Raw genomic sequence first — 25,149 nt, forward strand, 5'->3', positions numbered from 1 at the left:
TGTCCTGCTTGTCCCGGCCTCTCCGCGGGCATGCCCGCTCCCACAGGGATTGCGCATGCCTTGAGGTAAGCACTGAACCTGTGGGAGCGGGCAGGCCCGCGAAGAGGCCAATGAATCAGTTCAGACCAGCACCGTCCACAGCGCAAACCCGGCATACCACAACACCGCACACCGCAGCAGCAGCTCCCACAGGCTGTCCAGCCGCCCCAACCCGCGCTGGCTGTCTTCTTCCTCAGGGATGTCATCGGCAATGCGCCCCACCCGGGCCACCAGATGCGCGGCGCTGATGTGCCAGTTGAGCACCTCGTGCAGCATCACCCGGGTTACCGCGAGGAAGTTGCCCACCAGGGCAAAGCTCAGCGCCAGCATCCGTACCGGCAGCCAGTCCATGATGTGCCGCAGCTGCTCGGCACGCGCCTTCAGTGCCGGCTGGTTGCTGTGCTCGCCACACAGCGCCAGCAGTCGATAAGCCAGCGCCGCACCAGGGCCCAACACGAAATACCAGAAGATCACCGCGAAGAAGCCCTGGTAGACCTGCCACAGCAGGTTACCCTGTACCCGTACCAGCAAGCTGTGTGGTTCATCGGCGACCAGCCCCAGATCACGCTCGGCCACATGCAGCGCCGCCTGATCGTCGCCCCGTCGCCAGGCATCGCGGAACGGGCCCAGCGAAGCCTTGGCATCGCCACGGCCCAGGCTGTAGATGAGCACCAGCAGGTGCACCGGCAAGGCCAGCAAGCCATAGGCCACTGGCTCCAGCACATGCAGCAGCAATACCAGCAGCGCTACCGGCGCCAACACCAGGATGGCCAGTGTCCACCATGGGTGCACTTTTCCGCTGCGCTCAAGACGCGCCAGTTCGCCAAGGAAGAACCCGTCGCGCTGCACCTGATGGCGCAGGGCCGAGAACTTCTCGACCCACAGCGCCAGCAACAACACCAGAAAACTCATGCCTCGTCCTCATTGTGCTGCAGCGCCTGGCGGTAGCGCGGCCAGTCGAAGGCCGGGCCGGGGTCGGTCTTGCGCTGCGGGGCGATGTCGCTATGGCCCTGGATGCGGCTCAGGTCGATGGCCGGCCAGGCACCGCGGATGTGCCGAGTAAGGTGCTCAAGCACCGCATACTGGGCATCGGTATAGGGCAGGTCGTCGGTACCTTCCAGTTCGATGCCGATGGAAAAGTCGTTGCAACCTTCACGCCCGTCGAAGCTCGACACCCCCGCGTGCCAGGCTCGGTCACGCAGCGACACGAATTGGGTCACCGCGCCGTCGCGCTCGACGAACAGGTGCGCCGACACGGTCAGGTGGTTGATGCTGGCAAAGTACGGGTGTTCATCGGGGTCCAGGCGGTTCTGGAAAAACTGCTGCACCTTGCCGGTGCCGAAACAGGCCGGGGGCAGGCTGATATTGTGGATAACCAGCAGGGAAATCGATTCGCCGTCGGGGCGCGCATTGAAATTCGGCGAGGGGCAGTGGGTGATTCCAATTCCGTGGAACCAGCCAGTGGCACGGTCCAATTGCATGGGGCAGATCCTGAAAACGCCATGAACAAGGCAACAGTATGCCCTGTGGTCAACGCCCTGTGCATGTGAATGATTGTAATGCCGCCGCCTATTGCACCGGGCCTTGCCGCAAGCTGTCGAGCACCGCTTCCAGTGCTCGATCGAACAACAGCCCATCATCCAGCACGCGCACTTCGCCACGTTGCAGAGCCTGCGCCAAGCTGACGCTGCTCCATTCGCGCACTTTCATGCCGGTGCGGTTGGCGAACACCAGCCGGTCACTGCTGTCGATGCGCGCCACCAGCTTGCAGCGCAGTGGTTCGTCTTCATCGAGCGCCTCGACCCAGGTCCCCATACGCAGGCGCTGAGCCTGGCGCAGTGCTACTGCTTGCCCGTCGGCGACCTGCAGCGGCGCGCAGGCGGGCTCTTCGGCTATCGCCAGCACAATCTCTTCGGCCACGAGCACGTCAGCCAGGGGGAGCCCCTGGCCACCCGACAGCACCTCGGTACCTGCGCAGGCGCGCAGGTGCAATTGCTCCAACTGCAGGAAGAACTCGCGGGTCGCCAGTGCGTCCAGGGCCACGCTGGCCAAGCCATCGCGCAGCGCCTTGAGCAGGCCAGGCACTTGTTGTAGCAAGGCTTGCGGCTCATGGGGCGCGGTGATGCTGGCCAGTAACGTGTCCATCGTCTGCAACGCGTCGCACCAGGCCTGGGAGGCCTCGCCCTGTTTCAGCCAGGCCAGCAGCAATACCTGGCTCCAAGCCTGTACCAGCATTTGCACCACCACCTGCGGCAACACTCGACCCCGCAGGCGCTGGTTGAGCACATGCTGCACCTGTTGCCTGGCCTGCAGCGCCCGGGCACGGCCTTCTTCGGCGTCACGGGTGCGTTGCTCCAGCAACTCGTTGCGCCGCCGCTCATCCTGGTTGAACACCAGGAAGTCATCGAGCAGCTCGGTGAACAGGCTGGCATCTTCGGCAAAATCATTGAGCAGGCGCTGGACGATACGCTCTACCCGCAAGTGCAAGCTGTCACGCTGGCCTTCGCTACCGTACTCCCAGCCAATCGCCGCACCGGCGATTTCGTTGAGCAGCCGGCGCGCCGGATGGCTGGCCCGACTGAACAGCCCCTTGTCCAGCAAGGCCACTTTGAGCAGTGGTATATGCAGACGCGCAATCAGCGCCCGCAGGCTGGCCGGCAGGTTGTCGTCGTCCTGGATGAACGCAAACAGCAGGCCAACCAGGTTGATCATGTCTTCGTCGGCTACGGCAAGGCGCCGGCGCGTGCCGCTGCGCACGCTGACCCGCAACAGCAGTTGCTCAAGCTGCTGGCCGAGGTCGAAGTCATCGGCTTCGTGGGTGGCGGGCACGTAGTGCTGCAAATGTGAAAGCAGCCGAAGCAGGTCGGCGCAACTGATCGGTTGAGCGGCGGACACCGCCTGCAAGCGCGGGGCAAACTGCCCGCGCACCGGGGCCAGTAGCGCCTGCAACGAGGCAAACAGGGCCTGCCCTGCCACATCCGCGCCCACCGCCTGGCCGAGGTTCTCCGGCCCGCGTCGTGCACACATGCGCCGGTCTTCTGCCCGCCGTCGCGGTGCAGGTTGCAGTTCGGGCAGCACACCGGCGGCGGCCAACAGTTGGTTGGCTTCGCCATAAATCACATCGGCATCGCGCAGCACATAGCGCTCGAACAGCTTGAGCAGCACCAGCTTGACCGGCAAGCCAACCCCCAGGTTACGCCCGGCATCGAGGAAGTAACTGCATAACGCGGCAGGCCCCAAGGGGTTGTGCTGTTCGTACAGTGGCCGGTCGAGCAGCGCCTGCAAGCGCAAACCCAGCTGCTGCAAGGCAATGCCATCGCGTGACAACACCCGCGCCACCATGCCATCGATGGCGGCGGCCCGCTCCGCCTGAGCCTTGCTGCCCGGGTTGCCCGGTTCGACCAGGTGCGCCAGCAGGTCGACCTGGCCGATACGCGCAAAGGTGTCGTAGAACGTATCGAGGAAACCACGTTCGATACTTTTGCGCTTCAAGCGCAGGTCGCGCATGGCCTCGAAGTACAGGTTCTGGTCACCACGGTCCAAGGCCTTGTCGGCCATTTCGAAGAGCGTGTCATCGGCATTGTCGAACAAGTCCTGCAAGCCTTGGCGCAACTGCAAGGCGGCCTTGTCGCGAACCTGCAGCAACAATACCGGAAGGCAAGGTAGAGGCGTGCGCCCCCCTCGGTCGATGGCTGCCGCCAAGGGCACCACCTTGCCTTCTTTTTGCATCCTGGACTCCTTGCAGGGTGTCTTGCCCGGAGGGGCTTGAAAATCGTCAAAGCTATGACGCCAAATACTGGTCGCTATTATCGATAAAATTTCGCACAGCTGCCAGCGCCGTTTCACGAGCTACCTGCAGACCCCGTTCCGTACCCATTGCTCAGGACGCCCGACCAAAGGTCATCGCCTAGGCGGCTGTACACACAAGCCCCCTGCCCTATAATCGCGGGCATCTAGCTTGTGGAGCCGACCATGCCGAACCTACGCCTTGCCGACCTGACCGCTGAAATCGAAGCCAACGTGCGCCGCGCACTGTTGGAGGACATCGGCAGTGGCGATATCACCGCACAGTTGATCCCGGCCGAGCGCCTGGCCAAGGCGACCATCATCACCCGCGAAGACTGCGTGATCGCCGGCACCGCCTGGGTCGATGCCGTGTTCCGTCAGCTCGATCCGCGTGTTGCAGTGCACTGGCAGGTGGCCGACGGTGAGCGGGCTACTGCCAATCAACCGCTGTTTCACCTGGAAGGCCCGGCCCGTTCGCTGCTGAGCGGTGAGCGCAGTGCGCTGAACTTCTTGCAGATGCTGTCGGGTGTCGCCACCCGTGCACGCTTGCTCGCCGACCTGGTGGCAGGCACCCAGGTGCGCCTGCTGGACACCCGCAAGACCCTGCCAGGCCTGCGCCTGGCGCAGAAGTACGCAGTGACCTGCGGGGGTTGCGACAACCACCGCATCGGCCTGTACGACGCCTTCCTGATCAAGGAAAACCACATTGCCGCCAGTGGCGGCGTAGCCGAAGCCGTGGCGGCGGCACACCGCATCGCGCCGGGCAAGCCTGTGGAAATCGAGGTGGAGAGCCTGGAAGAACTGCGCGAGGCGCTGGCCGCTGGCGCGGATATCGTCATGCTCGACGAGCTGAACCTGGATGAAATGCGCGAAGCGGTGCGTATCAACGCCGGCAAGGCCAAGCTGGAGGCCAGTGGCGGGGTGAACGAAACGACCTTGCGGGTCATTGCCGAAACTGGGGTGGACTACATCTCGATCGGGGCGATGACCAAGGATGTGAAGGCGGTGGACCTGTCGATGCGTTTGAGCCTGTGAGCTGATTGCAGACAACAAAAAACCGGCTGAAAGCCGGTTTTTTGTTGGGGGGCGCGCTCGCGACCCATTCGCGTGTAGGAGCAGCCTTGTGCTGCGAATGGGCCGCAAAGCGGCCCCAGCGCCCTCAAGCCAGAATCAGGCGTTGCCCAACCCGTCCAGATAACGCTCAACATCCAATGCCGCCATGCAACCAGCGCCAGCCGAGGTAATGGCCTGGCGGTAAACGTGGTCAGCCACGTCACCTGCGGCGAACACGCCCTCGACGTTGGTGGCGGTGGCATTGCCTTCACGGCCACCGTTGACCACCAGATACCCGTCTTTCAGGGTCAGCTGGCCTTCGAACAGCGAAGTGTTCGGGGTGTGGCCAATGGCGATGAACACGCCGTCGACCTTGATTTCGTCGCTGCTGCCGTCGTTGTTCTTCAGGCGCGCACCGGTCACGCCCATGTTGTCACCCAGCACTTCGTCCAGGGTGGCGTTGAGCTTGAGCTCGATTTTGCCTTCGGCCACTCGGGCGTTCAGCTTGTCGACCAGGATCTTCTCGGCACGGAAGGTCTCGCGACGGTGTACCAAGGTCACTTTGCTGGCGATATTGGCCAGGTACAGCGCCTCTTCCACGGCAGTGTTGCCACCACCGACCACGGCGACCGGCTTGTTGCGGTAGAAGAAACCGTCGCAGGTAGCGCAGGCCGAAACGCCCTTGCCCATGAAGGTTTCTTCCGAAGGCAGGCCCAGGTAGCGAGCGCTGGCGCCAGTGGCGATGATCAGCGCGTCGCAGGTGTACTTGCCGCTGTCACCCTGCAGGGTGAACGGCTTGCTGGCCAGGTCGACAGCGTTGATGTGGTCGAAGACGATTTCGGTTTCGAAACGCTCGGCGTGCTCTTGCATGCGCTGCATCAGGGCCGGGCCGGTCAGGCCGTGGGGGTCGCCAGGCCAGTTGTCGACTTCGGTGGTGGTGGTCAGCTGGCCACCGGCCTGCATGCCAGTGATCAGCAGCGGCTTGAGGTTGGCACGGGCGGCGTAGACCGCGGCGCTGTAACCGGCAGGGCCGGAACCGAGAATGATGACGCGCGAATGACGTACTTCAGACATGTCGAACTCCTGTCGAGCGGGCCGGTATCGGTGTACCGGCGGCGCCAGCTGGAAAATTAAAAAGGACCCACGCAGCACTTGGGGAAGGCTACAACGCGCAGGCCCAGAAAGCGGAAAGTTGAGCGCACTGTAGCGAGGTCGCAAAGATTAAGGAAATATCCTTCGACAATCCACCTCATAGGCATCGTCTATGCTGCGATTTCATCGATAGCCAAGCCGCTGGCGCTTTTGTTACAGCCCGTTTCCCGCCCACTACCCGCCTTTCGTCGGCGCGGCAAACTCGGTAAGGTCAGCGCGTTTTCCTTCTCTGCGGAGTCTCTCGATGCAAGCCCCTGTCCTCTCTGGCCCCCAATACCTGCGTGAAGGCCTGAAACTGGTGCTGAGCCCCAACCTGCGGTTGTTCGTGCTGCTGCCGCTCACGGTCAACCTGCTGCTGTTCGGTGGCCTGATCTACTTCGCTGGCCACCAGTTCGGCCTGTGGCTCGATGCCTTGATGCCAACGCTGCCTGACTGGCTGAGCTTCCTCAGCTACATCCTTTGGCCGCTGTTCGTTGCCTTGCTGCTGCTGATGGTGTTCTTCACCTTCACCCTGGTGGCCAACATCATCGCCGCGCCGTTCAACGGCTTTCTGGCGGAAAAGGTCGAGGTGGTGGTACGTGGCGAAGACACCTTCCCGGCGTTCAGCTGGGGCGAGCTGGTGGCCATGGTACCGCGCACCTTCAGCCGCGAAATGCGCAAACTGGGCTACTTCCTGCCACGCGCCATCGGCCTGTTCATCTTGTCACTGATCCCGGTGGTCAACGTGGTGGCGGCGCCGCTGTGGCTGATCTTCGGTGTGTGGATGATGGCCATTCAGTACATCGACTATCCGGCGGACAACAACAAGATGAGCTGGCAGGACATGCTGGCCTGGCTACGGCAGAAGCGCTGGCAGAGCCTGGGCTTTGGCGGGATTACCTACCTGGCGCTGATGATCCCGGGGGTGAACGTGCTGATGATGCCGGCGGCGGTGGCCGGGGCTACGTTGTTCTGGGTGCGGGAGCGCACCTGATCCCTAGGCCCCTGTGGGAGTGGGAGTGGGAGTGGGAGTGGGAGTGGGAGTGGGAGCGGGCACGCCCGCGAACACGGGCGAAGCCCGTGCCAGCCACCGCGGCGCCTGCTTCGCGGGCTTGCCCGCTCCCACAGGGAAGAAATGCGCCTGGCCTGGGTTTTACTGACCCAAGCGGCTGGAAAACTGCCCCACCACATCCACCACTCGCTTCGCCCCATCCTGGATCTCGACAATCACGCTGCCTGTTTCGTCCGCCAGCGCCAGCCCCTGTTCGGCCTGGCGCTTGCTGGTGTCGATGATCGCCACCGCCGCCTGCGCCAGTTGTTCGTTCTGCTGCACCACCCGGGCGATTTCCTCGGTGGCGGTGCTGGTGCGCGAGGCCAATTGGCGCACTTCGTCGGCAACCACCGCAAAGCCCCGCCCTTGTTCGCCCGCGCGAGCCGCTTCGATGGCGGCGTTAAGCGCCAGCAGGTTGGTCTGCCCGGCGATGTCGCTGATGGTCTTGATGATCGAACCGATCACCCGTGACTGGGTATCCAGTGCCTGGATGCCTTCGGCCGCCTCTTGCATCGAGGCCTCCAGGCCACGCATCACGCTGACGGTCTGGGTGACCACCTCGGTGGCCTTGCGGGCACTGACATCGGTACCCAGCGAGGTGCTGTAGGCGACATCCGCCGCCTCGGCCACGGCCTGCTCCTGGTTGACCTGATCGGTGATGACCGTGGCGAACTTGACCACTTTGTACAACACGTCATGGGCATCGAAAATCGGATTGTACGAAGCCTCCAGCCAGATCACCCGGCCATGGGCATCGATGCGCTTGAAGCGCTCGGCAACGTATTCGCCACGGCGCAGCTTGTCCCAGAACGCCTGGTAGCCGGCCGAGTTGGCCTCTTCCGGCTCGCAGAACATGCGATGGTGCTTACCGCGAATTTGCTCCAGGCGATAACCGACGGTGGCCAGGAAGCGCTCGTTGGCGGTGAGGATAGTGCCGTCGAGGTCGAACTCGATCACAGCAGTGGAGCGCATCAACGCCTTGATCAGGCTTTCATGCTCACGTGAAGTTTCGATGGTACGGGTGAGGTCGCTGGAATGCAGGGTGAAATACTTGATGCGCCCCTCAGCATTCTTCACCGGCTGCAGGATCGAACGCAGCCAGGCTTCCTGACCATTGCCGCGCAGCAGGCGGAACGCACCGTTCAAGTGCTCACCACGGCTGATCGCGTTTTTCATGCGCTGGTAGAAGTCCAGCGACTTCACCTGGCTGGGGACGATGTCCTCGATGTTGCGTCCAAGCAATTGATCGGCACGGTAGAGCATTTCGCTCTCGAAGTTGCCGTTGACCATCTCGATCCGTCCCTGGGGGTCGAGTTGCAATACCAGCATCTCGCTGTCGAGGCTACTCTTGACCTGTTCGATGGACATCAGGTCTTCGCGCAACTGCCGGATTTCTTGCTTGAGCTTGTTGTTGAACATCACCGCTCTCCTGGAGCGCATCACGTAGTCGAATGCATCTTCATCGGCTGCCGGTGACAGCTTCTTGAGTGCCGTGGGTGGAAATATTCATAAAGGCAAAAGCGTCGGCGGTCGGGCGTCATCTGCACGTCACATGACAGTCACATTGGCGCAATCCTGCAGGCGGAAACTTTTTGTCATGAATACACCCGCCCTACGCATTACCCTGGTCAGCGAAACCTTCCCACCCGAGATCAACGGCGTGGCCAACACCCTTGGCCGCCTCAGTGAAGGTTTGCGCCAACGCGGCCATGAGGTCGAAGTGGTACGCCCCCGCCAAGCCGGCGAACAGCCAGTGCACAACGACCTGCACCTGATGCTGTGCCGTGGTTGGGCACTGCCTGGCTACCCCGGTTTGCAGTGGGGCGAGGTGTCGATGCACAAACTGTTGCGCCGCTGGCGCCGACAGCGCCCGGATGTGCTGTACATCGCCACCGAAGGGCCGCTGGGGCTCAGTGCCCTGCGCGCGGCCAGGCGCCTGGGAGTCGCGGTCGTCAGCGGTTTCCACACCAACTTTCCCCAGTACTCCGGCCAATACGGCCTGGGTCTGCTGGCGCGCCTGCTCACCCACTACCTGCGCTGGTTCCATCGGCGCACAGCGGTCACTCTGGTGCCCAGTGTCAGCCAGCGCCTCGAGCTTGAACGCCGTGGGTTCGAGCGCCTGGAGTTACTGGCACGGGGCGTCGATGCGGGCTTGTTCAACCCGGCCCGGCGCAGCCAGGCGTTGCGCGAAAGCTGGGGACTAGGCCCGGACGATATCGCCGTGCTGCATGTCGGACGGCTGGCGGTAGAAAAGAACCTTGGCTTGCTACGGCCTTGCCTTGAGACATTGCAGAAGACTTATCCACAGAAACGCCTGCGGTTGATCATGGTGGGTGACGGCCCGCAGCGCGCCAGTCTCGAACAGCAGGTGCCGGATGCGGTGTTCTGCGGCGCCCAACGCGGCGAGGTGCTGGCCGAGCACTATGCCAGCGGTGACCTGTTCCTGTTCCCGAGCCTGACCGAAACGTTTGGCAATGTAGTGCTTGAAGCCATGGCTTCAGGGTTGGCGGTGGTCGCTTATGACGAGGCGGCCGCTGCGCAGCATATTCGTCACGGCCACAGTGGCGGGCTGGCCATGCCGGGGGACGAAGCAGCCTTCATCGATGCGGCCTGCTGGCTGCTGGAAGAAGAGGAAACCTTGCGCCGGGTGCGCCTGAATGCGCGGCAACATGCCAGCCGCCAGGGCTGGCCAGCGATTGTCGAGCAGTTCGAGGGGTATTTGCATGGCGCCTGCCGGCATACTGGTGCTACGCCTGAGCGCTCTGCGCAATATGCGCAGCGCCAGTAAGATCGAGCGCCGCCCGCGCGGCGCATCGCGAGCGAAGCTCGCTCCTACATTTGTTTCGGGCCAATTATTCCTGTGGCAAGGGCGCGCGCCCCTTTGGCGAATGGCTCGATATCGCGTCGTACAAACAAGGCGGTCGCGCGCGCCTGTCACAGGCGATACTGGCCCGAAACAGATGTAGGAGCGAGCTTCGCTCGCGATGCGCCGCGCGGGCGGCGCTCGATCTCACAGGCGCCAAAACTATCGCGGCAGACACTCTTCAAGCCAATGCCTTCTCGATGGCCTGGACTACCGCCGGATCATCCGGCGCCGTGCGTGGCGAGAAGCGTGCCAGCACCCGGCCATCCTTGCCGACCAGAAACTTCTCGAAGTTCCAGGTGATATCGCCAGGGAACTCCGCCCCCTCACCCGCCAGCAGCCGATACAGCGAGTGGCGCTGCGGCCCGTTGACTTCCAGCTTACCCCCCAGCGGGAAGCTCACCCCGTAGTTGAGGCTGCAAAACTCCTGGATTTCCTTTTCACTGCCCGGCTCCTGGCCGGCAAACTGGTTGCACGGCAGGCCCAGCACGTTGAAGCCTTTGCCCTTGTAAACCTGGTAGAGGTTTTCCAAAGCCTTGTATTGCGGCGTCAGGCCGCATTTGGAGGCAACGTTGACCACCAGTACCACTTGGCCCTTGAACGGTGCGAGGGGCAGCTCTCCGCCGTTCAGCGCGTCCAGTTTCAGGTCGTGAAATGCACTCATGATGAAATCCCCACTCAGGTTCCCGGTTGCCGCGCAGGTGAATTCCGCCCACTAAAAAGGCGCTCGTCCAAACCGTCCACCTCCCGTAGGAAGGCAAATCGGCTTGCCCGAGCGCCTGGCGACTTTCTGAGCTTAGCGCAGAAAATCAGTGGTGATGGCCACCTTCACCGTGGATGTGACGGTGAGCGATTTCTTCGTCGCTGGCGTCACGCACGTTGACGACCTTGACCTGGAAGGTCAGGCGCTGGCCAGCCAGCGGGTGGTTGCCGTCGACGGTGACGTCGTCGCCGTCGATGTCGCGGATGGTGACGATCTGCATTTGGCCGTCTGGTGCCGAAGCGTGGAACTGCATGCCCACTTCCAGCTCGTCGACGCCTTCGAACAGGCTGCGGTTCAGAGTGCTGACCAGCTCGGCCAGGTATTCGCCGTAGGCGTCTTCCGGCTCGATGGAAACGTTCAGTTCGTCACCGGCCTGTTTGCCTTCCAGGGCTTTTTCCAGGCCCGGGATGATGTTGCCGGCACCGTGCAGGTAAACCAGCGGCGCGCCACCGGCGGAGCTGTCGATGGTCTCCCCGGCGTCGTTGGTCAGGGTATAGTCGATGGAGACAGCCTTGTTGGCGGCGATCAGCATGGGGCAAGACCTTTTGCAAAAGAATGTAGAGCGGACAAGTGTAACCAAGCCATCGTCCGATTGCGAACGCACCGCGGACGAGCAACGGCCCATCAGTCGGATCACCGGCTTCCATCAGGACGAAGAAGGCCACTGGGTGGCCGAACTGTCCTGCGGCCACACCCAGCACCTGCGCCACCAACCGCCGTGGCAGGCTCGCCCCTGGGTGCTCGACCCGGCCCAACGCGCCCAGCGCATCGGCCAGCCTTTCGCTTGCGGCTGGTGCGCACAAGGGGCCGATAGCGCTACCCTTGGCCGTTAATTTCTTGCACCGCTTATTTCGAGAAGCACGCATGCAGACATTTTTCATTGCGCCGACCGATTTCGGTGTCGGCCTGACTTCGATCAGCCTGGGCCTGGTGCGCACCCTGGAGCGCGCCGGCCTGAAAGTCGGTTTCTTCAAACCGATCGCCCAGCCCCACCCGGGCGACACCGGCCCTGAGCGTTCCACCGAACTGGTCGCCCGCACCCACGGCATCAGGCCACCCATGCCATTGAGCCTGGCCCAGGTCGAGCGCATGCTCGGCGATGGCCAGTTGGACGAGTTGCTCGAGGAAATCATTCGCCTCTACCAGCAAGCCTGTGTCGGCAATGACGTGGTGGTGGTCGAGGGCATGGTGCCCACGCGCCACGCCAGCTACGCGGCGCGGGTCAACCTGCACCTGGCGAAAAGCCTGGATGCCGAAGTGATTCTGGTGTCAGCCCCGGAAAACGAAGTGCTCAGCGAGTTGTCCGGCCGGGTTGAACTGCAGGCCCAATTGTTCGGCGGCCCACGCGACCCGAAAGTGCTTGGGGTGATCCTCAACAAAGTACGCACCGACGAGAGCATGGCGGACTTCGCCACCCGGCTGCGCGAACACTCGCCGCTGCTACGCGGCAATGACTTCCGCTTGCTCGGCTGCATCCCCTACCAACCCGAGCTGAACGCCCCGCGCACCCGCGACGTGGCTGAGCTGCTAGGCGCCCAGGTGCTCAATGCCGGCGACTACGAGCAGCGGCGCATGAGCAAGATCATCATCTGCGCGCGTACGGTTGCCAACACTGTACCGCTACTGACCTCGGGTACCCTTGTGGTCACCCCGGGCGACCGCGACGACATCATCCTCGCCGTCAGCCTCGCGGCGATCAATGGCGTACCACTGGCCGGCCTGCTGCTGACCAGCGACAGCAAGCCGGACGCGCGCATCCTTGGCCTGTGCCGCGGCGCGCTGCAGGCTGGCCTGCCGATCCTTTCGGTCAGCACCGGCTCCTACGACACCGCCAATCAGCTCAACTCGCTGAACCGCGAGATCCCGGTGGACGACCGCGAGCGCGCCGAGTTCATCACCGACTTCGTCGCCAGCCACCTCGACGCTGGCTGGCTGCACCAGCGCTGTGGCACCCCGCGCGAACTGCGCCTGTCGCCGGCAGTGTTCCGCTACCAACTGATCCAACGTGCGCAGCAGGCCAACAAACGCATCGTTTTGCCTGAAGGCGCCGAACCGCTGCTGGTGCAGGCCGCAGCTATCTGCCAGGCCCGTGGCATTGCCCGTTGCGTGCTGCTGGCCAAGCCCGAGGATGTCGACGCAGTGGCCCGCGCCCAGGGCATCACCTTGCCGCCAGGCCTGGAGATCCTCGACCCCGAGCTGATTCGTGGGCGCTATGTGGAACCCATGGTCGAGCTGCGCAAGAGCAAGAACCTCAATGCACCGATGGCCGAGCAGCAACTGGAGGACCCGGTGGTGATCGGCACCATGATGCTGGCCCTGGACGAAGTCGACGGCCTGGTCTCGGGCCTGGTCCACTCCACCGCCAACACCATCCGCCCGGCCTTGCAACTGATCAAGACCGCGCCCGGTTCGAGCCTGGTATCGTCGGTGTTCTTCATGCTGTTCCCCGAGCAGGTGCTGGTGTACGGCGACTGCGTGATGAACCCACACCCAAACGCCGCCGAACTGGCAGAGATTGCCCAACAGAGCGCCGAATCGGCGCAAACCTTCGGCATCGCGCCACGGGTGGCGATGATCAGCTATTCAAGCGATTCGGCCAGCGATGAAGAAGTCGAGAAAGTGCGCGAAGCGACGCGCCTGGCACAAGGCGCAGCGCAGGCGTTGCTGATCGATGGGCCACTGCAGTACGACGCGGCGGCCAACCCGGCGATTGCCAGGGACCTGGCACCGGGTAGCCCGGTGGCCGGGCGTGCAACGGTGTTCGTGTTCCCCGACCTGAATACCGGCAATACCACGCACAAGGCGGTGCAGCGTAGTGCCGACGGGGTCAGCCTGGGGCCGATGCTGCAGGGTTTGCGCAAGCCGGTGAACGACTTGCCGCGTGGGGCGCAGGTTGACGATATCGTGCATACCATTGCCCTGACGGCGATTCAGGCCAGCGTGGTGCGCTAGCTAATCACTGGGGCCGCAAAGCGGCCCCAGGAATCAATCAGGGATACTGCTGAACCTGACCTTGCTGCTGGTCATACTGCTGGCCCGGAATCGGCTTCAGGTTCACTTCCACACGGCGGTTCTGCGCACGGCCATTGGCGTCGGCGTTGCTGGCGATCGGCTGGTCCGGGCCCATGCCACGTACCGAGATACGCGAGGCATCCACACCCTGCGAGGTCAGGTAGGTGCTGACTGCCTGCGCGCGGCGCTGGGACAGGTCCATGTTGTGCTGGCGGCTGCCGGTACTGTCGGTAAAGCCGACCACTTCGATGGTGTTCTGGTTGAACTGCTTGAACGAACCGGCCAAGTTGTTCAGCGGCGAGTAAAAGCTTGGCGCGATGTTGGCCGAGTCGGTGGCGAAGGTGATGTTGCCCGGCATGATCAGCTTGATCTGGTCGCCCTGGCGCTGCACTTCCACGCCGGTGTTGGCCATTTGCGCACGCAGTTCGGCTTCCTGCTTGTCGGCATAGTAGCCATAACCGGCGGCAGCGGCACCCACGGCAGCGGCACCAATCAGCGCACCCTTGCCACGGTTGTTGTGGTCGATGGCGGCACCGGCGATAGCGCCGGCCAGCGCGCCCAGGCCGCCGTACTTGGCGGTCTTGCTCATCCCCGTGGAGCCCTGCGCCTGACCCTGGTTGTCATAAGGGTTCTGGCCGGCACAGCCGGTCATCAAGGCGGCGGCGGTTGCGACGATAATCAGACGACGCATGGTGAACATGGACAAGCTCCTACTGAAATTCATAAATGCGGCAGATCTCAAAGGGATCTATGCCAGCCTTGGATTGCATCGGCAACGAAAAATTCCATGAAAGTGCCTTCATGTGCCATCAGGCACGCACGAAGGGGTTTTCGCGCATTTCGTCGCCCAGACGGGTGTCAGGCCCGTGGCCGGTCACCACGATGGCCTCCTCGTCCAGCCGGTACAACCGCTCCTTGATGGAACGCACGATTGCCCGCTGGTCGCCACCCCACAGATCGGTACGGCCAATGCCACGGCGGAACAGGGTGTCACCGGCGATCAACAGTTTGGCGTCGGCGAACCAGAAGCTCATCGAACCCGGGGTGTGACCTGGGGTATGCAGCGCCACACCACAGCCGCAGGCCAGTTCCTCGTCATCGCCCAGCCAGCGGTCTGGCGACGGCACTGGGGTGTAGGGCACGCCGAACATCTGGCACTGCATTTCCAGGTTGTCCCACAGTACCTGGTCGTCCTTGTGCAAGTGCAGGGTGGCGCCGGTCAGCTCCTTGAGCTTGCCCGAGGCGAGGAAGTGGTCGAAGTGCGCATGGGTGTGGATGATGCTCACCAGCGTCAGGCCGTGGGCCTGCAGGCGCGCGAGGATCTTGTCCGGGTCACCGCCTGGGTCGACGACGATGGCTTTCTTGGTCAATGGGTCGCCGATCAGCGTGCAGTTGCACTGCAAGGGGCCTACGGGGAAGGTTTCGCGGATGAGTGCTGACGATGGATTCTGCATACTGAATACGGGAACCGTTTAATCAAATAGGGTTTGCACACGGGCCAGTGCATCGAGGATGACAACTTCGGGCACAGACTCTATGCGCTCGGCAAAGCGTGCCTCAAGGTCGACGGTACGCACCTGGTTACAGAGCATCACACCCTGGGTCTGCGTACCTGCACCCGTGAGCGAGACTGCAAAACCCGCGTGCCTTGCAAAAGCACCACCTTGAGTGATCGGCACTATTACAGCCAGGCCTGATGCATTGAAGGCAGCCGGGGTGAGTACCAATGCAGGTCGCCCTTCGCCCTGCTGTTCTCGCCCCACTGTTGGGTCGAGGTTGACGCGAACGATATCGCCCCTGGCGAACTTGACCCGCTTCACACTTCACGCCCTACTGGACGCATTGCATTCCAGTCGGCCATGTCCTCTGGCTCCGGCGCGCTCAGGTCGCACTGGGCCATCAATTCCTCAAGGGTGTATTTGGGTTTCGACCTGACGGGTTTGAGCACCATCGTCTCGCCTGTGGTGTCCAGGCTCAGGGTAGAACCGACACCAAGGCGCATCTGTTTGAGCACCGCAGCCGGCAAGCGGATTGCCGCACTGTTGCCCCACTGCTGAATCTTGATCTGCATGAGTATCTCCCAAGGTAGATACATAGTAGAAACCCTCCAAATGATTGCAAGCGAAATGTAGAAACGTCGTATCTACACTGTCATTTGCCAAAGCTGGACAAAAGCCCTGCAACCACATGGAAGAAATGCCCTACACGATCTTGGGAAACCACTTTCCAACTGCCAAAAAACGAAACGCAGACTCAGCCCGTTTTCAAGGCAGGAACAACCTGAACAGCCCGCCCCCAAGCGCCCCGCCGTTGGAGATCTCGATCCGCCCGCGCACACCGCCGCTTTCATGCAGCGCCGCGATCCGCGCCGCAAAATACAGCCCCAGGCCGGTACTGCCGCTGGTCGAGTCGATGCCCTGGATATATTCCTCCTGGCGCTCGAGCATGTGCTTTGGATAACCCGGGCCGTCATCGTTCACACAGATTGCCAATTGGTTATCGGCCTCCTCGATGGTGATCAACAAGGCGTGGCCGGCAAAGCGGGTGGCGTTGGTGATGACGTTGGCGATCACCGAGGCCACCAGTTCGCGGTCGAAAAAGCCCAGCGGGTTGTCGGTGTCGATGCGCCAGGTGGCAAGGATGTCGTTATGCTTCAGCACCTCCTGGTGCGCCGCCAACTGGGCTTCGATGAAGTCATCCAGCTCGTGGTAGTCCGGGCATACCGGAAGCTGGTTCACACCCAGTTTGTAGAGCCCCAGCAACTGCACCAGCATGCCGTTGAGGTGGCGAAACTCGTGCTCCATGATCCCCTGCTCGGCACCGCCACGCAGTTCCTCGGGCAAACGCTCCACCCACTGGCTGTGGGACTGGATCAGCGCCGACAACGAACTCTTGAGGTCGTGAACGGTGGAGGCGATCACCGTGGAAAAATCCAGCCCCTGATTGTCTTGATTCATGCGCCGAACACTCGGATGTGCAGTTTGCGGTAACGGTCATAGCGATTGTCGCTGGCAGGGATACCGGCCACGCTGGTCAAGGCGTCCTGGCATTCCTGCATGATCGCGGGCTGAGGGTTGTCACCGCCGATGCGCAGCAGCGCCTGGGCGGTGTTGAGGGCGATGCTGATGTTCTTCGGCTGCATACCCAGCGCCTTGCGGAACAGTTGCAACGCCTCGCCAAGCTGCCCTCCCTGGTAACTGCGCACACCCTGGCGATTGAGGGTGACCGCTTCGGTAATGGCGTTGAGCACGCGCGGATCGTCCGTCAGCTTGCCCACCTTCTCCATGACCTTGGGGTCATCGCCATAACTCTCCACACAGCTCTTCAGCACGCCGATGGCAGCGGCTTCCTGCCCCATTGCCTGTAGCTGCGCGGCAACGGTCAGGGCCGAATCGACCGAGAAGAACTGGTTCATCTTGTCCAGGCGCTGAATCGCCTGTTCGGTTAGCTTGGCGGCCGTTTCCGGGTCGCCCGCCTGCTGCAGGCTGGCGGCCTTCATCATCCGCGCACGCACCTGCAAGCCCTGGTCCTCAGGGTTTTCCTTGGCCACCTCGCTGAGCGTGGTGTTGATCTCGACCCGGGTACGGGCGTCCAGGCCGAAGCCTGCGTTCTTGCTCATCAACGCCTGCACCAGGCCCAGGTTGTTTTCGGCGTCCTTGTAACGCGAGCTCTGCCCCTGGTTCACCGCATGGCGGAACGCTTTCGAGGCGCTCTCGAAGTCTTCGTTCTCCAGCGCCAGCTTGCCCAGCGTCGACTGCCGACGCACCGACAAGGGCGACAGGCGAACGGCTTCTTCAAGCAGGTTTTGCGCGCGCCGGGTATCGCCCTGAGCCACCAGCACCTCGGCCATGCCATCGTAAAGGCCTGGCATGATCGGGAACGCTTTGAGCGCCTGCTCATACACACCCTGGGCCTGGGCGTTCTGGCCACGCTTGTGCATCAGGGCGCCCAACGCGGCGTAAACCCACGGCTGCGGGCGGCTGGCCAGGATGGCCTTGAGGAATTTTTCCAGCTCCTCGAAACGGTTGAGGTTGCGCAGGGCATCGGCCCGATAGCGCAGACACAGTGGCGCCAGACGCGGGTCCTTCTTGCACAGCTCGGCACAGGCCGCCAGCACCTCAGCCGGGCGGTTGCGGTCCAGCGCCTGCAGGATTGGTTTGAGCAGCGTCTTGCGCTGGAACAGTTTCTCGACACGCTGGGCCAGGCCAACCCGGTTGAACGGCTTGGTCAGGTAGGCATCGGGTTCGTGCTCGATGGCGCTGAGGACAATGGCCTGGCTACTCTCGGCAGTGACCATGATGAACACGCACTCATGGCTGATGTGCTTGTCGATGATCAGGTCTTCGAGCACCTGTTGGCCGTTCTTCTTGCCGTCGCCCAGGTGGAAGTCCTGCAGGATGAAGTCATAGCGCTTCTGCGCGCACATGCGCAGCGCCTGCTCGCCGCTGTCGGCGGTGTCCACGTCGCGCACGCCCAGTTCACGCAGCATGGAACGGGTCGACGTGCGGAAGTCGGTAAAGTCGTCGACGATCAAAAAGCTCTTTTGCCCGTACTGCAGCATCAACACGACCTGCCTTGGAATGATTGAAAAATCGCGCGAGGCGATGCCACCGATTGCTGTATCGGCAGCCGGTCGGGAAAGATGAGGGTAGAGCATTACCAGCCACAAACCATGGCCTCAGGCCATCACTTTAGCGAGCAATGGCCTGCGGGGCCAGTATCACGCCAGCAACCCCAGCGATTTCGCCTTGGCCACCGCCTGGGTACGCCGCTCCACGCCCAACTTGCTGTTGATATGGCTGGCGTGGGTCTTCACCGTGTGCAGGGAAATGAACAGCCGCTCGCTGATCTGCTGGTTGGAACAGCCCTGGGCAATCAGCTCCAGTACCGCCAGCTCGCGGCCACTTAGTGCTTCGCCGCTGCCTGTACTGGCGATTGGCATTGGCGGAAGGCGCATGAGCAGTTCGGTCTGAACCGGGCAAGCCGTGCCCGCCTGCAGTTGCTCATGAAGCCATTGCGGGTGCTTTTCCAAAAGTGTCTGGAACGGCTGTAGCACCCCGCCATTAGCGGCCTCCAGCAAGCCTGGCAGCAACTGCGCGGCCTGCCCTTCCCGGCCTTCGTCCAGCAGCAGGGAAAGCCATTGGCACAGGGCGCTGACGGTAAGCATCATGCCGCCACTGGCCTGGCCGCGCTCTACCAGGCTTGCCAGGCGTTGCACAGCCTCGTCACCACGCAACTGGATACGTTCGAGCAACGCCTGCTGCAAGGCAATGTGCAACGGCAGCAGCGGGTGGAACTCCGGTGCCGCTGCCGGCTGCTCGCCGCCATAGGTCTGCCCCAGCCGCAGCAGCCAGGACTCCGCCAGGTCGGTACGCCCCTGGGCCAGCCACAGTTCACATTTGACCAAGGTGATCATGGCCAGGTAATAGACCGGAGGCACGTCCCAGATATGCATCAAGCGCTCGGCCTCGGCCAATTCGGCAAAGGCCTCGGCAAAGTGCCCTTCCCGGCCATCGAGTGTGGCAATCACGCAATGGCCGATGAGCACACTGATGTCCCGGCAAGCCCGCGCCTCGCCCAGCCCAGCACGCAAGCGCGCTCGGCCCTGGGCCGGCTGCAGGCGTGAAACCAGCAGGTAACCTTCGTAAAGCGTCAGGCGCGCGCGCACGGCATACAGCCGTTGCGCCGAAAGCCCTTGCAGACGTTGCAGCCCCTGGCGCACTTCGTCCAACGCACGCAGCACCTCGCCACGGGCATGCAGCACCCGCGCCCGATCGTAATGGGCCAGCGCCTCGAACAATGGGTTGCCGACCCGCTGAGCCAGTTCCAGGGCTTCGCGGTTCCAACCGCGGGCCCGCCAGAAGTCGCCATCGGCGATGGCCAGGTTGGAAAGCGTCGACAAACACACCAGGCGTTGGCCGTAACGCTTGCTTGGTAGGCTCTGTAGCGCTTCGCCGCAATAGGCCAGGGTGCGCTCGCGGTCGCCACGGCCACGGGCAATGACCCCGCTCAGTGCCAGCCACTGGGCCAGCATCGACTTTTGCGCAGTCGCCGAAGGTGCGGGCAGGAAGCGGCTGAGGTAACCGGCCAGCTCCTCGGCCGCATCCAGTTGGCAAGCCAGGCCCAACGCCCAGCTGTACAGCACGATCAGTCGTGGCGTGCTGATCAGCAAACTGTCGGGCAGGTCCATCTTCCAGCGCAGCAACATGCCAACGTTCTGTTCAGCCAGCAGTTGCTCCTCGGACAAGCTTTGCACCAGGTCGGCGGCGACATCCAGATGGCCGGCGCGCAAGGCCTGCTCCACCGCCTCGTCCAGCAGACCCTGGGCTTCGAACCAGCGGCAGGCCCGCAAGTGCAGGCCGGCTAGCGGCTCGCTGGCCTGGCGGCTACGCAGCAGGTCGGAGAACAAGTGGTGATAGCGGAACCAGTGGCCATGCTCGTCCAACGGCACCAGGAACACCTGATGCGCCTGCAGGAAGCGCAGGATCGTGGCACTGTCGTGGCGGCCACGCAGCGCATCGCAAAGTGAAGCGCAGAAACGCTCCTGGCAGGCGGTTTCGTACAAGAAAGCCTGTACGTCCGCGGGCAGCATGTCGATGACTTCTTCGAGCAGGTAGTCGCGGATCAGGCCCTCGCCGCCGTGCAGTGCCTGGGGCAAGGCTTGGTCGTCAGCGCTGTCGCTGGCCGCCAACTGCCAGAAGCGCAAACCGGCGACCCAACCGTCGCTGCGCTGGATCAGGTTGTCCAAAGCCTGGCCGCGCAGACCGGTGGGCTGGCGACCAATCACTGCCAGCGACTCTTCCGCAGTGAGGCGCAGGTCCTGTTCGTTGAGCTCGACCAACTGCCGTGACAGGCGCAGACGTGCCAGGTGCCAGTCTGGCCGCTGACGGCTGGTAACCAGCAACACCAGGCCAGGGGGCAGGTGATTGAGGAAAAATTGCAGGCAGCGGTCAAGCACCGGCCCCTGGGCCAAGTGATAGTCGTCCAGCACCAGTAGCAACGGAGTATCGGCTTGCAGGTACAACGCCAGCTCGTCGAGCAAGCCGTCGAGCCACTCTTCGTAGGCGAATGGCTGGTGGCGCTGGCGCATTTTCAGCAGCCCCATGGCCTGGCCGCCCAGCGCCGGGCAGTACTGCTGCAGGCCTTCGAGCAGGCGCTCAAGGAAGCGGCCAGGGTCGGCATCGCGCTGACTCAGACCCAGCCACAGGCTGCGCCAGTGCTCGGGCAGTGCTTCGCAAAACTCGATGGCCAGGGAGCTTTTGCCGAAGCCCGCGGGAGCATTGACCAGCAGCAAACGCCCGCCCAGGCCCGCCTGAAGCCTATGGCACAGGCGCAGCCGCGGCACATGGCCGTCCGGCAGCGGTGGCCGGAAGAAACGCCCGTCCAGCAGGCCCAGGGCCTGGCTGGCGAATCCATGCATACGGGACAAATCTGTCATGGCCGGCTCGTTCTGGTTGGAAGACTACGGCGGTATGGATGCTTGCGAGACTAGCGGGTAACGCGGCGCATTTGAAGATAATGGGCGCAATTGCCCCGGAAAAGACTGCGACAAAAAGCAACATGACTGATGGACAGCGGCTGCTGGGGGGCTTTGGATGGGTATTCAGCAGATTTATTGCCCGCGCCCACAGGCGTTGCACAGCGCTCAAGGCCAGTGCAGGGCCTGTAGGAGCAGCCTTGTGCTGCGAAGAGGCCGGTCCGGCTAAAGATTACCTTCGACTGCAATGGCCTCTTCGCAGCACAAGGCTGCTCCTACAGGGCTTGGGTTTGTCTTGAAATCATCGCCGGAGCAGAAAATAGAAACGCCCCGGCAAGCCGGGGCGTTCTGGGGATCACACGGCGTTAACCGGGTTCAGCTTAGCGAATACCCGACTGGCGCAGCGCCGCTGGCTGGAAGTCGGCCTTGCTGGCACTGAAACCGAAGTCGTAGGCGCGCTTCTCTTCGTTCTTCATGCCCAGGGCCAGGTAACGACCGGACTGCAGGTCGTAGATGGCTTCCAGGGTGTACCACGGTACCTCCACGTTGTAATAAGGCTGGGCGTGGGCCTCGGACACGCGCCAGAGCTGGCCACGGCCGTCGTACTGGTCGATGACTGCAGCCTGCCAGGTGTCCTCATCGATGTAGAAGTCACGCTTGGCATAGATGTGCCGCTGGCCCGGTTTGAGGGTTGCGACCACGTGCCAGACGCGGCGCAGCTCGTAACGGGTCAGGTCCTGGTTGATGTGCCCGGCCTTGATGATGTCGGCATATTTCAGCTTGGGGTCATCGAGCTTGAAGGCATTCGACGCGATGTACAGCTCCTTCTTGCCTTCCAGCTTCCAGTCATAACGGTCTGGAGCACCGTTGAACATGTCCAGGTTGTCCGAGGTACGCAGGCCATCGGCAGCGGTACCCGGGCCGTCATACGACACTTGCGGCGCCTGGCGCACGCGGCGCTGGCCGGCGTTGTAGATCCACGCCTTGCGCGGCTCCTTCACCTGGTCGAGGGTTTCGTGCACCAGCAGCACGGTCCCTGCCAAACGTGCAGGCGCGGTCACTTCCTGCTTGAAGTAGAACAGGATGTTGCCCGGGTTGTTCGGGTCGTAATCCTTCATCTTGTCGCGGAACACGAACTGGTCGGAGAAGTACACGGGGTTGAACGAGCCGTTCTGCTGCGGCGTGGCCTGGGTCACCAGGCGGCTGACACTGCCGCCACGGTAGCGGGTGATGTGGTTCCAGATCACTTCCAGGCCAGTTTTCGGGATCGGGAACGGCACCGCCGTGCGGAAGTTGTTGAGGCCGTTGCCGCCTTCCACCAAGGTGGTTTTGGTGGCGTTTTCCTTGATGGCGGCAAACACGTCGGCAGGTACCGTGGAACCGCGATGGGTCTTGAATACCGGAATCTTGAAGGTGTCCGGGTAGCGCTTGAGCATGGCCAGCTGGCCTGGCGAGAGCTTGTCCTTGTACTGGTCGGCGTTCTGCGCAGTGATGGTGAACAGCGGCTTGTCACTGCCGTACGGGTCGGACAGGAAGCCCTTGCCGTCGACACTGCCCGCCGTCTTCGACAGCGGCTCCCACGGGCCGATGGAGCCGTCGGCATTGCCGGCTTTTTCCGCCCCCATCGGGGTCAGGGTGCTACCCAACTTGGCCGCCTCGTCAGCGGATACCGCAGCCATGACGCTGGTCGCCAGCAGGGACAGGCCCAGCACACCGGCTTGCAGCAGACTTCTGGTCTTGTTCATGTCGTGTCGTCCTGGATCTGTTTGCTTAGAAGTTCACGCCGAAGCTGAGGGCGACGAAGTCGCGGTCATCCACGGTGCTGTACTTGCCGTCGAAGAAATTGGTGTACGACAGGCTCGCCGTGTAGGTGTTCTGGTACTCGGCGTCCAGGCCCAGACTCACAGCCTTGCGGCCCTCCTCGAAGTTGGCGCCCGGGCCCGGCGAGTAGCCGGACACATCATGCGACCAGGCCACGCTCGGTTTCAGGTTCACCCCGGCGAACACGTCGTTGTAATCCCAGATGACACGAGCGCGATAACCCCAGGAAGTGCTGGTGGTGTAGCCGTCGTTCTCGCATTTGCGGTTCAGGTTGGTGGTGGATGCCCCAGCACCGGCGCCGGCGATGGTGCTGGCGTTGAGGGCCTGGCAAGTATCCGCGCCGCCTGTGGACGGCAATGGACCAGGGCCGAACACCGGGTCGCGGCCGTAGCGGGTTTCGTGCGCGCTCTCCAGGCCGCCGACGTGAGTGACACCCACTTCGCCCACCACGGTCATGCGGCTAGCGCCCATCACTTGGTCGAAGAAGTGGGTCAAGGTGGTCTGGAACTGGGTGATCTCTTTACGGCGATAGCCGTGCAGGTCCTGGCCCGGCGTGCCAGACAGCAGCGAAGCGTTGGTCAGTGCGCCACCCAGCGGGCGTACACCGGCAAACAGGATATCGGTGGTATTCAACTGCACAGGCGCGTTGGGCCGATAGCTGATCTCACCGCTCCATGCCGTGCCGGTAGGCAAGGTGGTGGAGAAACTCAGGCCGTAAAGACGAATGTCTTCCGGGTATTCGACGAAGTATTGCGAATTGCCCGCCACGATCAACGGGGCCAGGGCTCGCAACTGTGCCGGCAGGCCGGCAATTCCGGAGAACACCGAAGCCGGGGCGCCGGTGGCGCTGAAGATCGGCGCACGGCTGTGGTAGTTCATGAAGTAGGCACCGAATTCGGTGTCCAGCGGCTCGAACATGTAGCGCATGGCCACACCGAACTGCCCGCTGTCGCGGGCGTCGCGGTCGGCACCACGGCGCACCATCACGCCCTCTTCGTTGATGTTCACGCCCTGGGTGGCGAGGAACTGCTGGGCCGCACCCGGCACCGTGCGGCTGCTGTTGAGCACGCGCAAGTTGTCGGTACAGCCGTCGGCAATGATGTCCGGCTGCGAGAAGAAGGTGCCGCAGTTGTCGACGACCGTCTGGTCCCACTCAAGCTGGTAGAAGGCCTCGGCCGACAGGTTGTCGGTCAGGCTCTGGGAGATGTAGAACATGTTGACCGGGATCAGGCCTTCCTTGATCTCGGCCCCTGGGCGGCGGAACGCCGACACGTCGATGGGGTTGATCGAGTTGATGCCGCCGCCGATGAAGGTACTTTCACCCCAGCTCACCACCTGCTTGCCGAAGCGCACCGAACCCGGCTGATCGCCGATGGAGTAGTTGTGGTAGACGAAGGCGTCGAGCAGCTCGGCGCCGGACGACTTGGCGCCCTCCTTGCGATTGGAGTCGCTGATGTCCTTGAACTCGCGGCTTTCGTCCTTCAGCTCGAAGTCGTACCAGTACTTGCCGCGCACGAACACGCCGGTATCACCGTATTTGAGCTCAAGGTCATGGATGCCCTTGAAGATCTTGGAGAACGTTTCGCCCTTCTTGAAGTTCAGGTGGCCATCGTCGGACGTCTGCGACAGGCCCTTGCCGCCGTTGTTCACCCCGATCAGGTTCTTGTTGGGGTTGGCCGTCGACCAGCTGGCGCCGATGGAGAGCGACGAGTCGAACTGGCCTTCGATTTCACCAATGTTGAAACTGACAGCGAAAGCAGGACTTGCGAGCGTGGAAGCAAGGCTGACGGCCAAGGGCAACTTGGCCCGGCGCCAGAACAGGTTTGCAGATTTCATCGACGCTACTCCATGTACTTTATTGTTATGGCAGTGAGTCCTTTCAAGAACGGCCCGAGCGACCGGTTTGCAGGTTTTCACCCGCGGCGACACGGCTTGCGCGTGTCGCCCTCCCCCATTCCTGAAAATCCCCTGGCCCCGACTATAGCCAGCAAGGCACAGGCGCTTGATCCCTCTAAAGTGTGATTTGCGCTCCATGCCGCCAACTCGCTGCTATTTGTCCCGATTGCGTGCTGGCAGTGCTCAAGGATGGCGCATTTCTGCCATTTGGCAAGGCGCCAAGCCGTCTAGTATGCGGGTCGCGTTCTGACGCACGC

21 protein-coding genes and 1 pseudogene are annotated in these 25,149 nt (G+C 62.7%); 5 read left to right on the top strand and 17 right to left on the bottom strand.

Annotated elements, in window-relative coordinates; genetic code table 11:
• Positions 1 to 120: 120 nt before the first annotated feature.
• The 3 genes from ampE to ACNFBR_RS19800 form a co-directional block, all read right to left on the bottom strand.
• On the bottom strand, positions 121 to 951 hold the full coding sequence (ampE, locus tag ACNFBR_RS19790) for a regulatory signaling modulator protein AmpE (protein WP_416736420.1): 831 nt from the start codon (positions 949 to 951) through the stop codon (positions 121 to 123).
• Positions 948 to 1,520, bottom strand: a complete 573-nt coding sequence (gene ampD / locus ACNFBR_RS19795; protein ID WP_416736421.1) for a 1,6-anhydro-N-acetylmuramyl-L-alanine amidase AmpD — start codon at positions 1,518 to 1,520, stop codon at positions 948 to 950. Before ampD ends, ampE begins: the two co-directional genes overlap by 4 nt.
• 88 nt (positions 1,521 to 1,608) lie before the next feature.
• On the bottom strand, positions 1,609 to 3,768 hold the full coding sequence (locus tag ACNFBR_RS19800; protein ID WP_416736422.1) for a DUF1631 domain-containing protein: 2,160 nt from the start codon (positions 3,766 to 3,768) through the stop codon (positions 1,609 to 1,611).
• A 243-nt stretch (positions 3,769 to 4,011) separates the two neighbouring features.
• Between ACNFBR_RS19800 and nadC the strand changes: the two genes are divergently transcribed.
• Positions 4,012 to 4,860 (top strand): carboxylating nicotinate-nucleotide diphosphorylase, encoded by an 849-nt coding sequence (gene nadC, locus ACNFBR_RS19805; RefSeq protein ID WP_416736423.1) that lies wholly within the window; start codon positions 4,012 to 4,014, stop codon positions 4,858 to 4,860.
• A gap of 135 nt (positions 4,861 to 4,995) precedes the next feature.
• Here the strand turns inward: nadC and trxB are convergent, their stop codons facing one another.
• Positions 4,996 to 5,952: a thioredoxin-disulfide reductase gene (gene trxB, locus ACNFBR_RS19810; RefSeq protein WP_416736424.1), complete on the bottom strand. Its 957-nt coding sequence runs from the start codon at positions 5,950 to 5,952 to the stop codon at positions 4,996 to 4,998.
• A gap of 322 nt (positions 5,953 to 6,274) precedes the next feature.
• Here trxB and cysZ point away from each other — a divergent pair, with 322 nt between their 5' ends.
• Positions 6,275 to 7,003, top strand: coding sequence for a sulfate transporter CysZ (cysZ, locus tag ACNFBR_RS19815; RefSeq protein WP_416736425.1), 729 nt, complete (start codon positions 6,275 to 6,277; stop codon positions 7,001 to 7,003).
• A gap of 159 nt (positions 7,004 to 7,162) precedes the next feature.
• Here the strand turns inward: cysZ and ACNFBR_RS19820 are convergent, their stop codons facing one another.
• Positions 7,163 to 7,594, bottom strand: a complete 432-nt coding sequence (locus ACNFBR_RS19820) for a methyl-accepting chemotaxis protein (RefSeq protein WP_371262304.1) — start codon at positions 7,592 to 7,594, stop codon at positions 7,163 to 7,165.
• Positions 7,595 to 7,750: 156 nt separating this feature from the next.
• Positions 7,751 to 8,500 (bottom strand): annotated as a pseudogene (locus ACNFBR_RS19825) (PAS domain-containing protein); the annotation flags it as partial.
• 157 nt (positions 8,501 to 8,657) lie between these two features.
• On the opposite strand from ACNFBR_RS19825, the gene ACNFBR_RS19830 reads away from it, so the two are divergent.
• Positions 8,658 to 9,848 carry a glycosyltransferase family 4 protein gene (locus ACNFBR_RS19830; RefSeq protein ID WP_416736426.1) on the top strand — a complete coding sequence of 397 codons (1,191 nt, stop codon included), beginning with the start codon at positions 8,658 to 8,660 and terminating at the stop codon, positions 9,846 to 9,848.
• A gap of 256 nt (positions 9,849 to 10,104) precedes the next feature.
• Here the strand turns inward: ACNFBR_RS19830 and ACNFBR_RS19835 are convergent, their stop codons facing one another.
• Both ACNFBR_RS19835 and ACNFBR_RS19840 read right to left on the bottom strand, forming a co-directional pair.
• Positions 10,105 to 10,587, bottom strand: coding sequence for a glutathione peroxidase (locus ACNFBR_RS19835; RefSeq protein ID WP_416736427.1), 483 nt, complete (start codon positions 10,585 to 10,587; stop codon positions 10,105 to 10,107).
• A 145-nt stretch (positions 10,588 to 10,732) separates the two neighbouring features.
• Positions 10,733 to 11,218, bottom strand: a complete 486-nt coding sequence (locus ACNFBR_RS19840) for an FKBP-type peptidyl-prolyl cis-trans isomerase (protein ID WP_003259610.1) — start codon at positions 11,216 to 11,218, stop codon at positions 10,733 to 10,735.
• On the opposite strand from ACNFBR_RS19840, the gene ACNFBR_RS19845 reads away from it, so the two are divergent.
• Positions 11,217 to 11,519, top strand: coding sequence for a DUF3565 domain-containing protein (locus ACNFBR_RS19845; RefSeq protein WP_416736428.1), 303 nt, complete (start codon positions 11,217 to 11,219; stop codon positions 11,517 to 11,519). The two genes, ACNFBR_RS19840 and ACNFBR_RS19845, sit on opposite strands and share 2 nt — an antisense overlap.
• A gap of 31 nt (positions 11,520 to 11,550) precedes the next feature.
• Positions 11,551 to 13,638, top strand: a complete 2,088-nt coding sequence (gene pta, locus ACNFBR_RS19850) for a phosphate acetyltransferase (RefSeq protein WP_416736429.1) — start codon at positions 11,551 to 11,553, stop codon at positions 13,636 to 13,638.
• Positions 13,639 to 13,675: 37 nt separating this feature from the next.
• On the opposite strand, the gene ACNFBR_RS19855 is transcribed toward pta, so the two are convergent.
• From ACNFBR_RS19855 to ACNFBR_RS19895, 9 genes are all read right to left on the bottom strand, one after another.
• Positions 13,676 to 14,398 (bottom strand): OmpA family protein, encoded by a 723-nt coding sequence (locus ACNFBR_RS19855; protein ID WP_016501466.1) that lies wholly within the window; start codon positions 14,396 to 14,398, stop codon positions 13,676 to 13,678.
• A gap of 109 nt (positions 14,399 to 14,507) precedes the next feature.
• Complete coding sequence (locus ACNFBR_RS19860) at positions 14,508 to 15,152, bottom strand: MBL fold metallo-hydrolase (RefSeq protein WP_416736430.1); 645 nt, start codon at positions 15,150 to 15,152, stop codon at positions 14,508 to 14,510.
• 18 nt (positions 15,153 to 15,170) lie between these two features.
• A complete protein-coding gene (locus ACNFBR_RS19865) occupies positions 15,171 to 15,518 on the bottom strand; it encodes a type II toxin-antitoxin system ChpB family toxin (protein ID WP_416736431.1) in 348 nt (115 codons plus the stop codon).
• Positions 15,515 to 15,793, bottom strand: a complete 279-nt coding sequence (locus ACNFBR_RS19870; RefSeq protein ID WP_019436943.1) for an AbrB/MazE/SpoVT family DNA-binding domain-containing protein — start codon at positions 15,791 to 15,793, stop codon at positions 15,515 to 15,517. The genes ACNFBR_RS19865 and ACNFBR_RS19870 overlap by 4 nt, the downstream gene beginning before the upstream one ends.
• Before the next feature lie 169 nt (positions 15,794 to 15,962).
• The gene (locus ACNFBR_RS19875) at positions 15,963 to 16,655 is read right to left on the bottom strand and encodes a sensor histidine kinase (protein ID WP_416736432.1); all 693 of its coding nucleotides are present in this window, start codon (positions 16,653 to 16,655) and stop codon (positions 15,963 to 15,965) included.
• The gene (locus tag ACNFBR_RS19880) at positions 16,652 to 18,259 is read right to left on the bottom strand and encodes a response regulator (RefSeq protein ID WP_416736434.1); all 1,608 of its coding nucleotides are present in this window, start codon (positions 18,257 to 18,259) and stop codon (positions 16,652 to 16,654) included. Before ACNFBR_RS19880 ends, ACNFBR_RS19875 begins: the two co-directional genes overlap by 4 nt.
• A 159-nt stretch (positions 18,260 to 18,418) precedes the next feature.
• Positions 18,419 to 21,136: a LuxR C-terminal-related transcriptional regulator gene (locus ACNFBR_RS19885; RefSeq protein WP_416736435.1), complete on the bottom strand. Its 2,718-nt coding sequence runs from the start codon at positions 21,134 to 21,136 to the stop codon at positions 18,419 to 18,421.
• A 419-nt stretch (positions 21,137 to 21,555) separates the two neighbouring features.
• Complete coding sequence (locus tag ACNFBR_RS19890) at positions 21,556 to 22,920, bottom strand: DUF1329 domain-containing protein (RefSeq protein ID WP_416736436.1); 1,365 nt, start codon at positions 22,918 to 22,920, stop codon at positions 21,556 to 21,558.
• A 25-nt stretch (positions 22,921 to 22,945) separates the two neighbouring features.
• On the bottom strand, positions 22,946 to 24,832 hold the full coding sequence (locus tag ACNFBR_RS19895; RefSeq protein ID WP_416736437.1) for a DUF1302 domain-containing protein: 1,887 nt from the start codon (positions 24,830 to 24,832) through the stop codon (positions 22,946 to 22,948).
• Positions 24,833 to 25,149: the final 317 nt, after the last annotated feature.

The organism is Pseudomonas sp. NY11955 (assembly GCF_048068035.1).
GTDB lineage: Bacteria > Pseudomonadota > Gammaproteobacteria > Pseudomonadales > Pseudomonadaceae > Aquipseudomonas.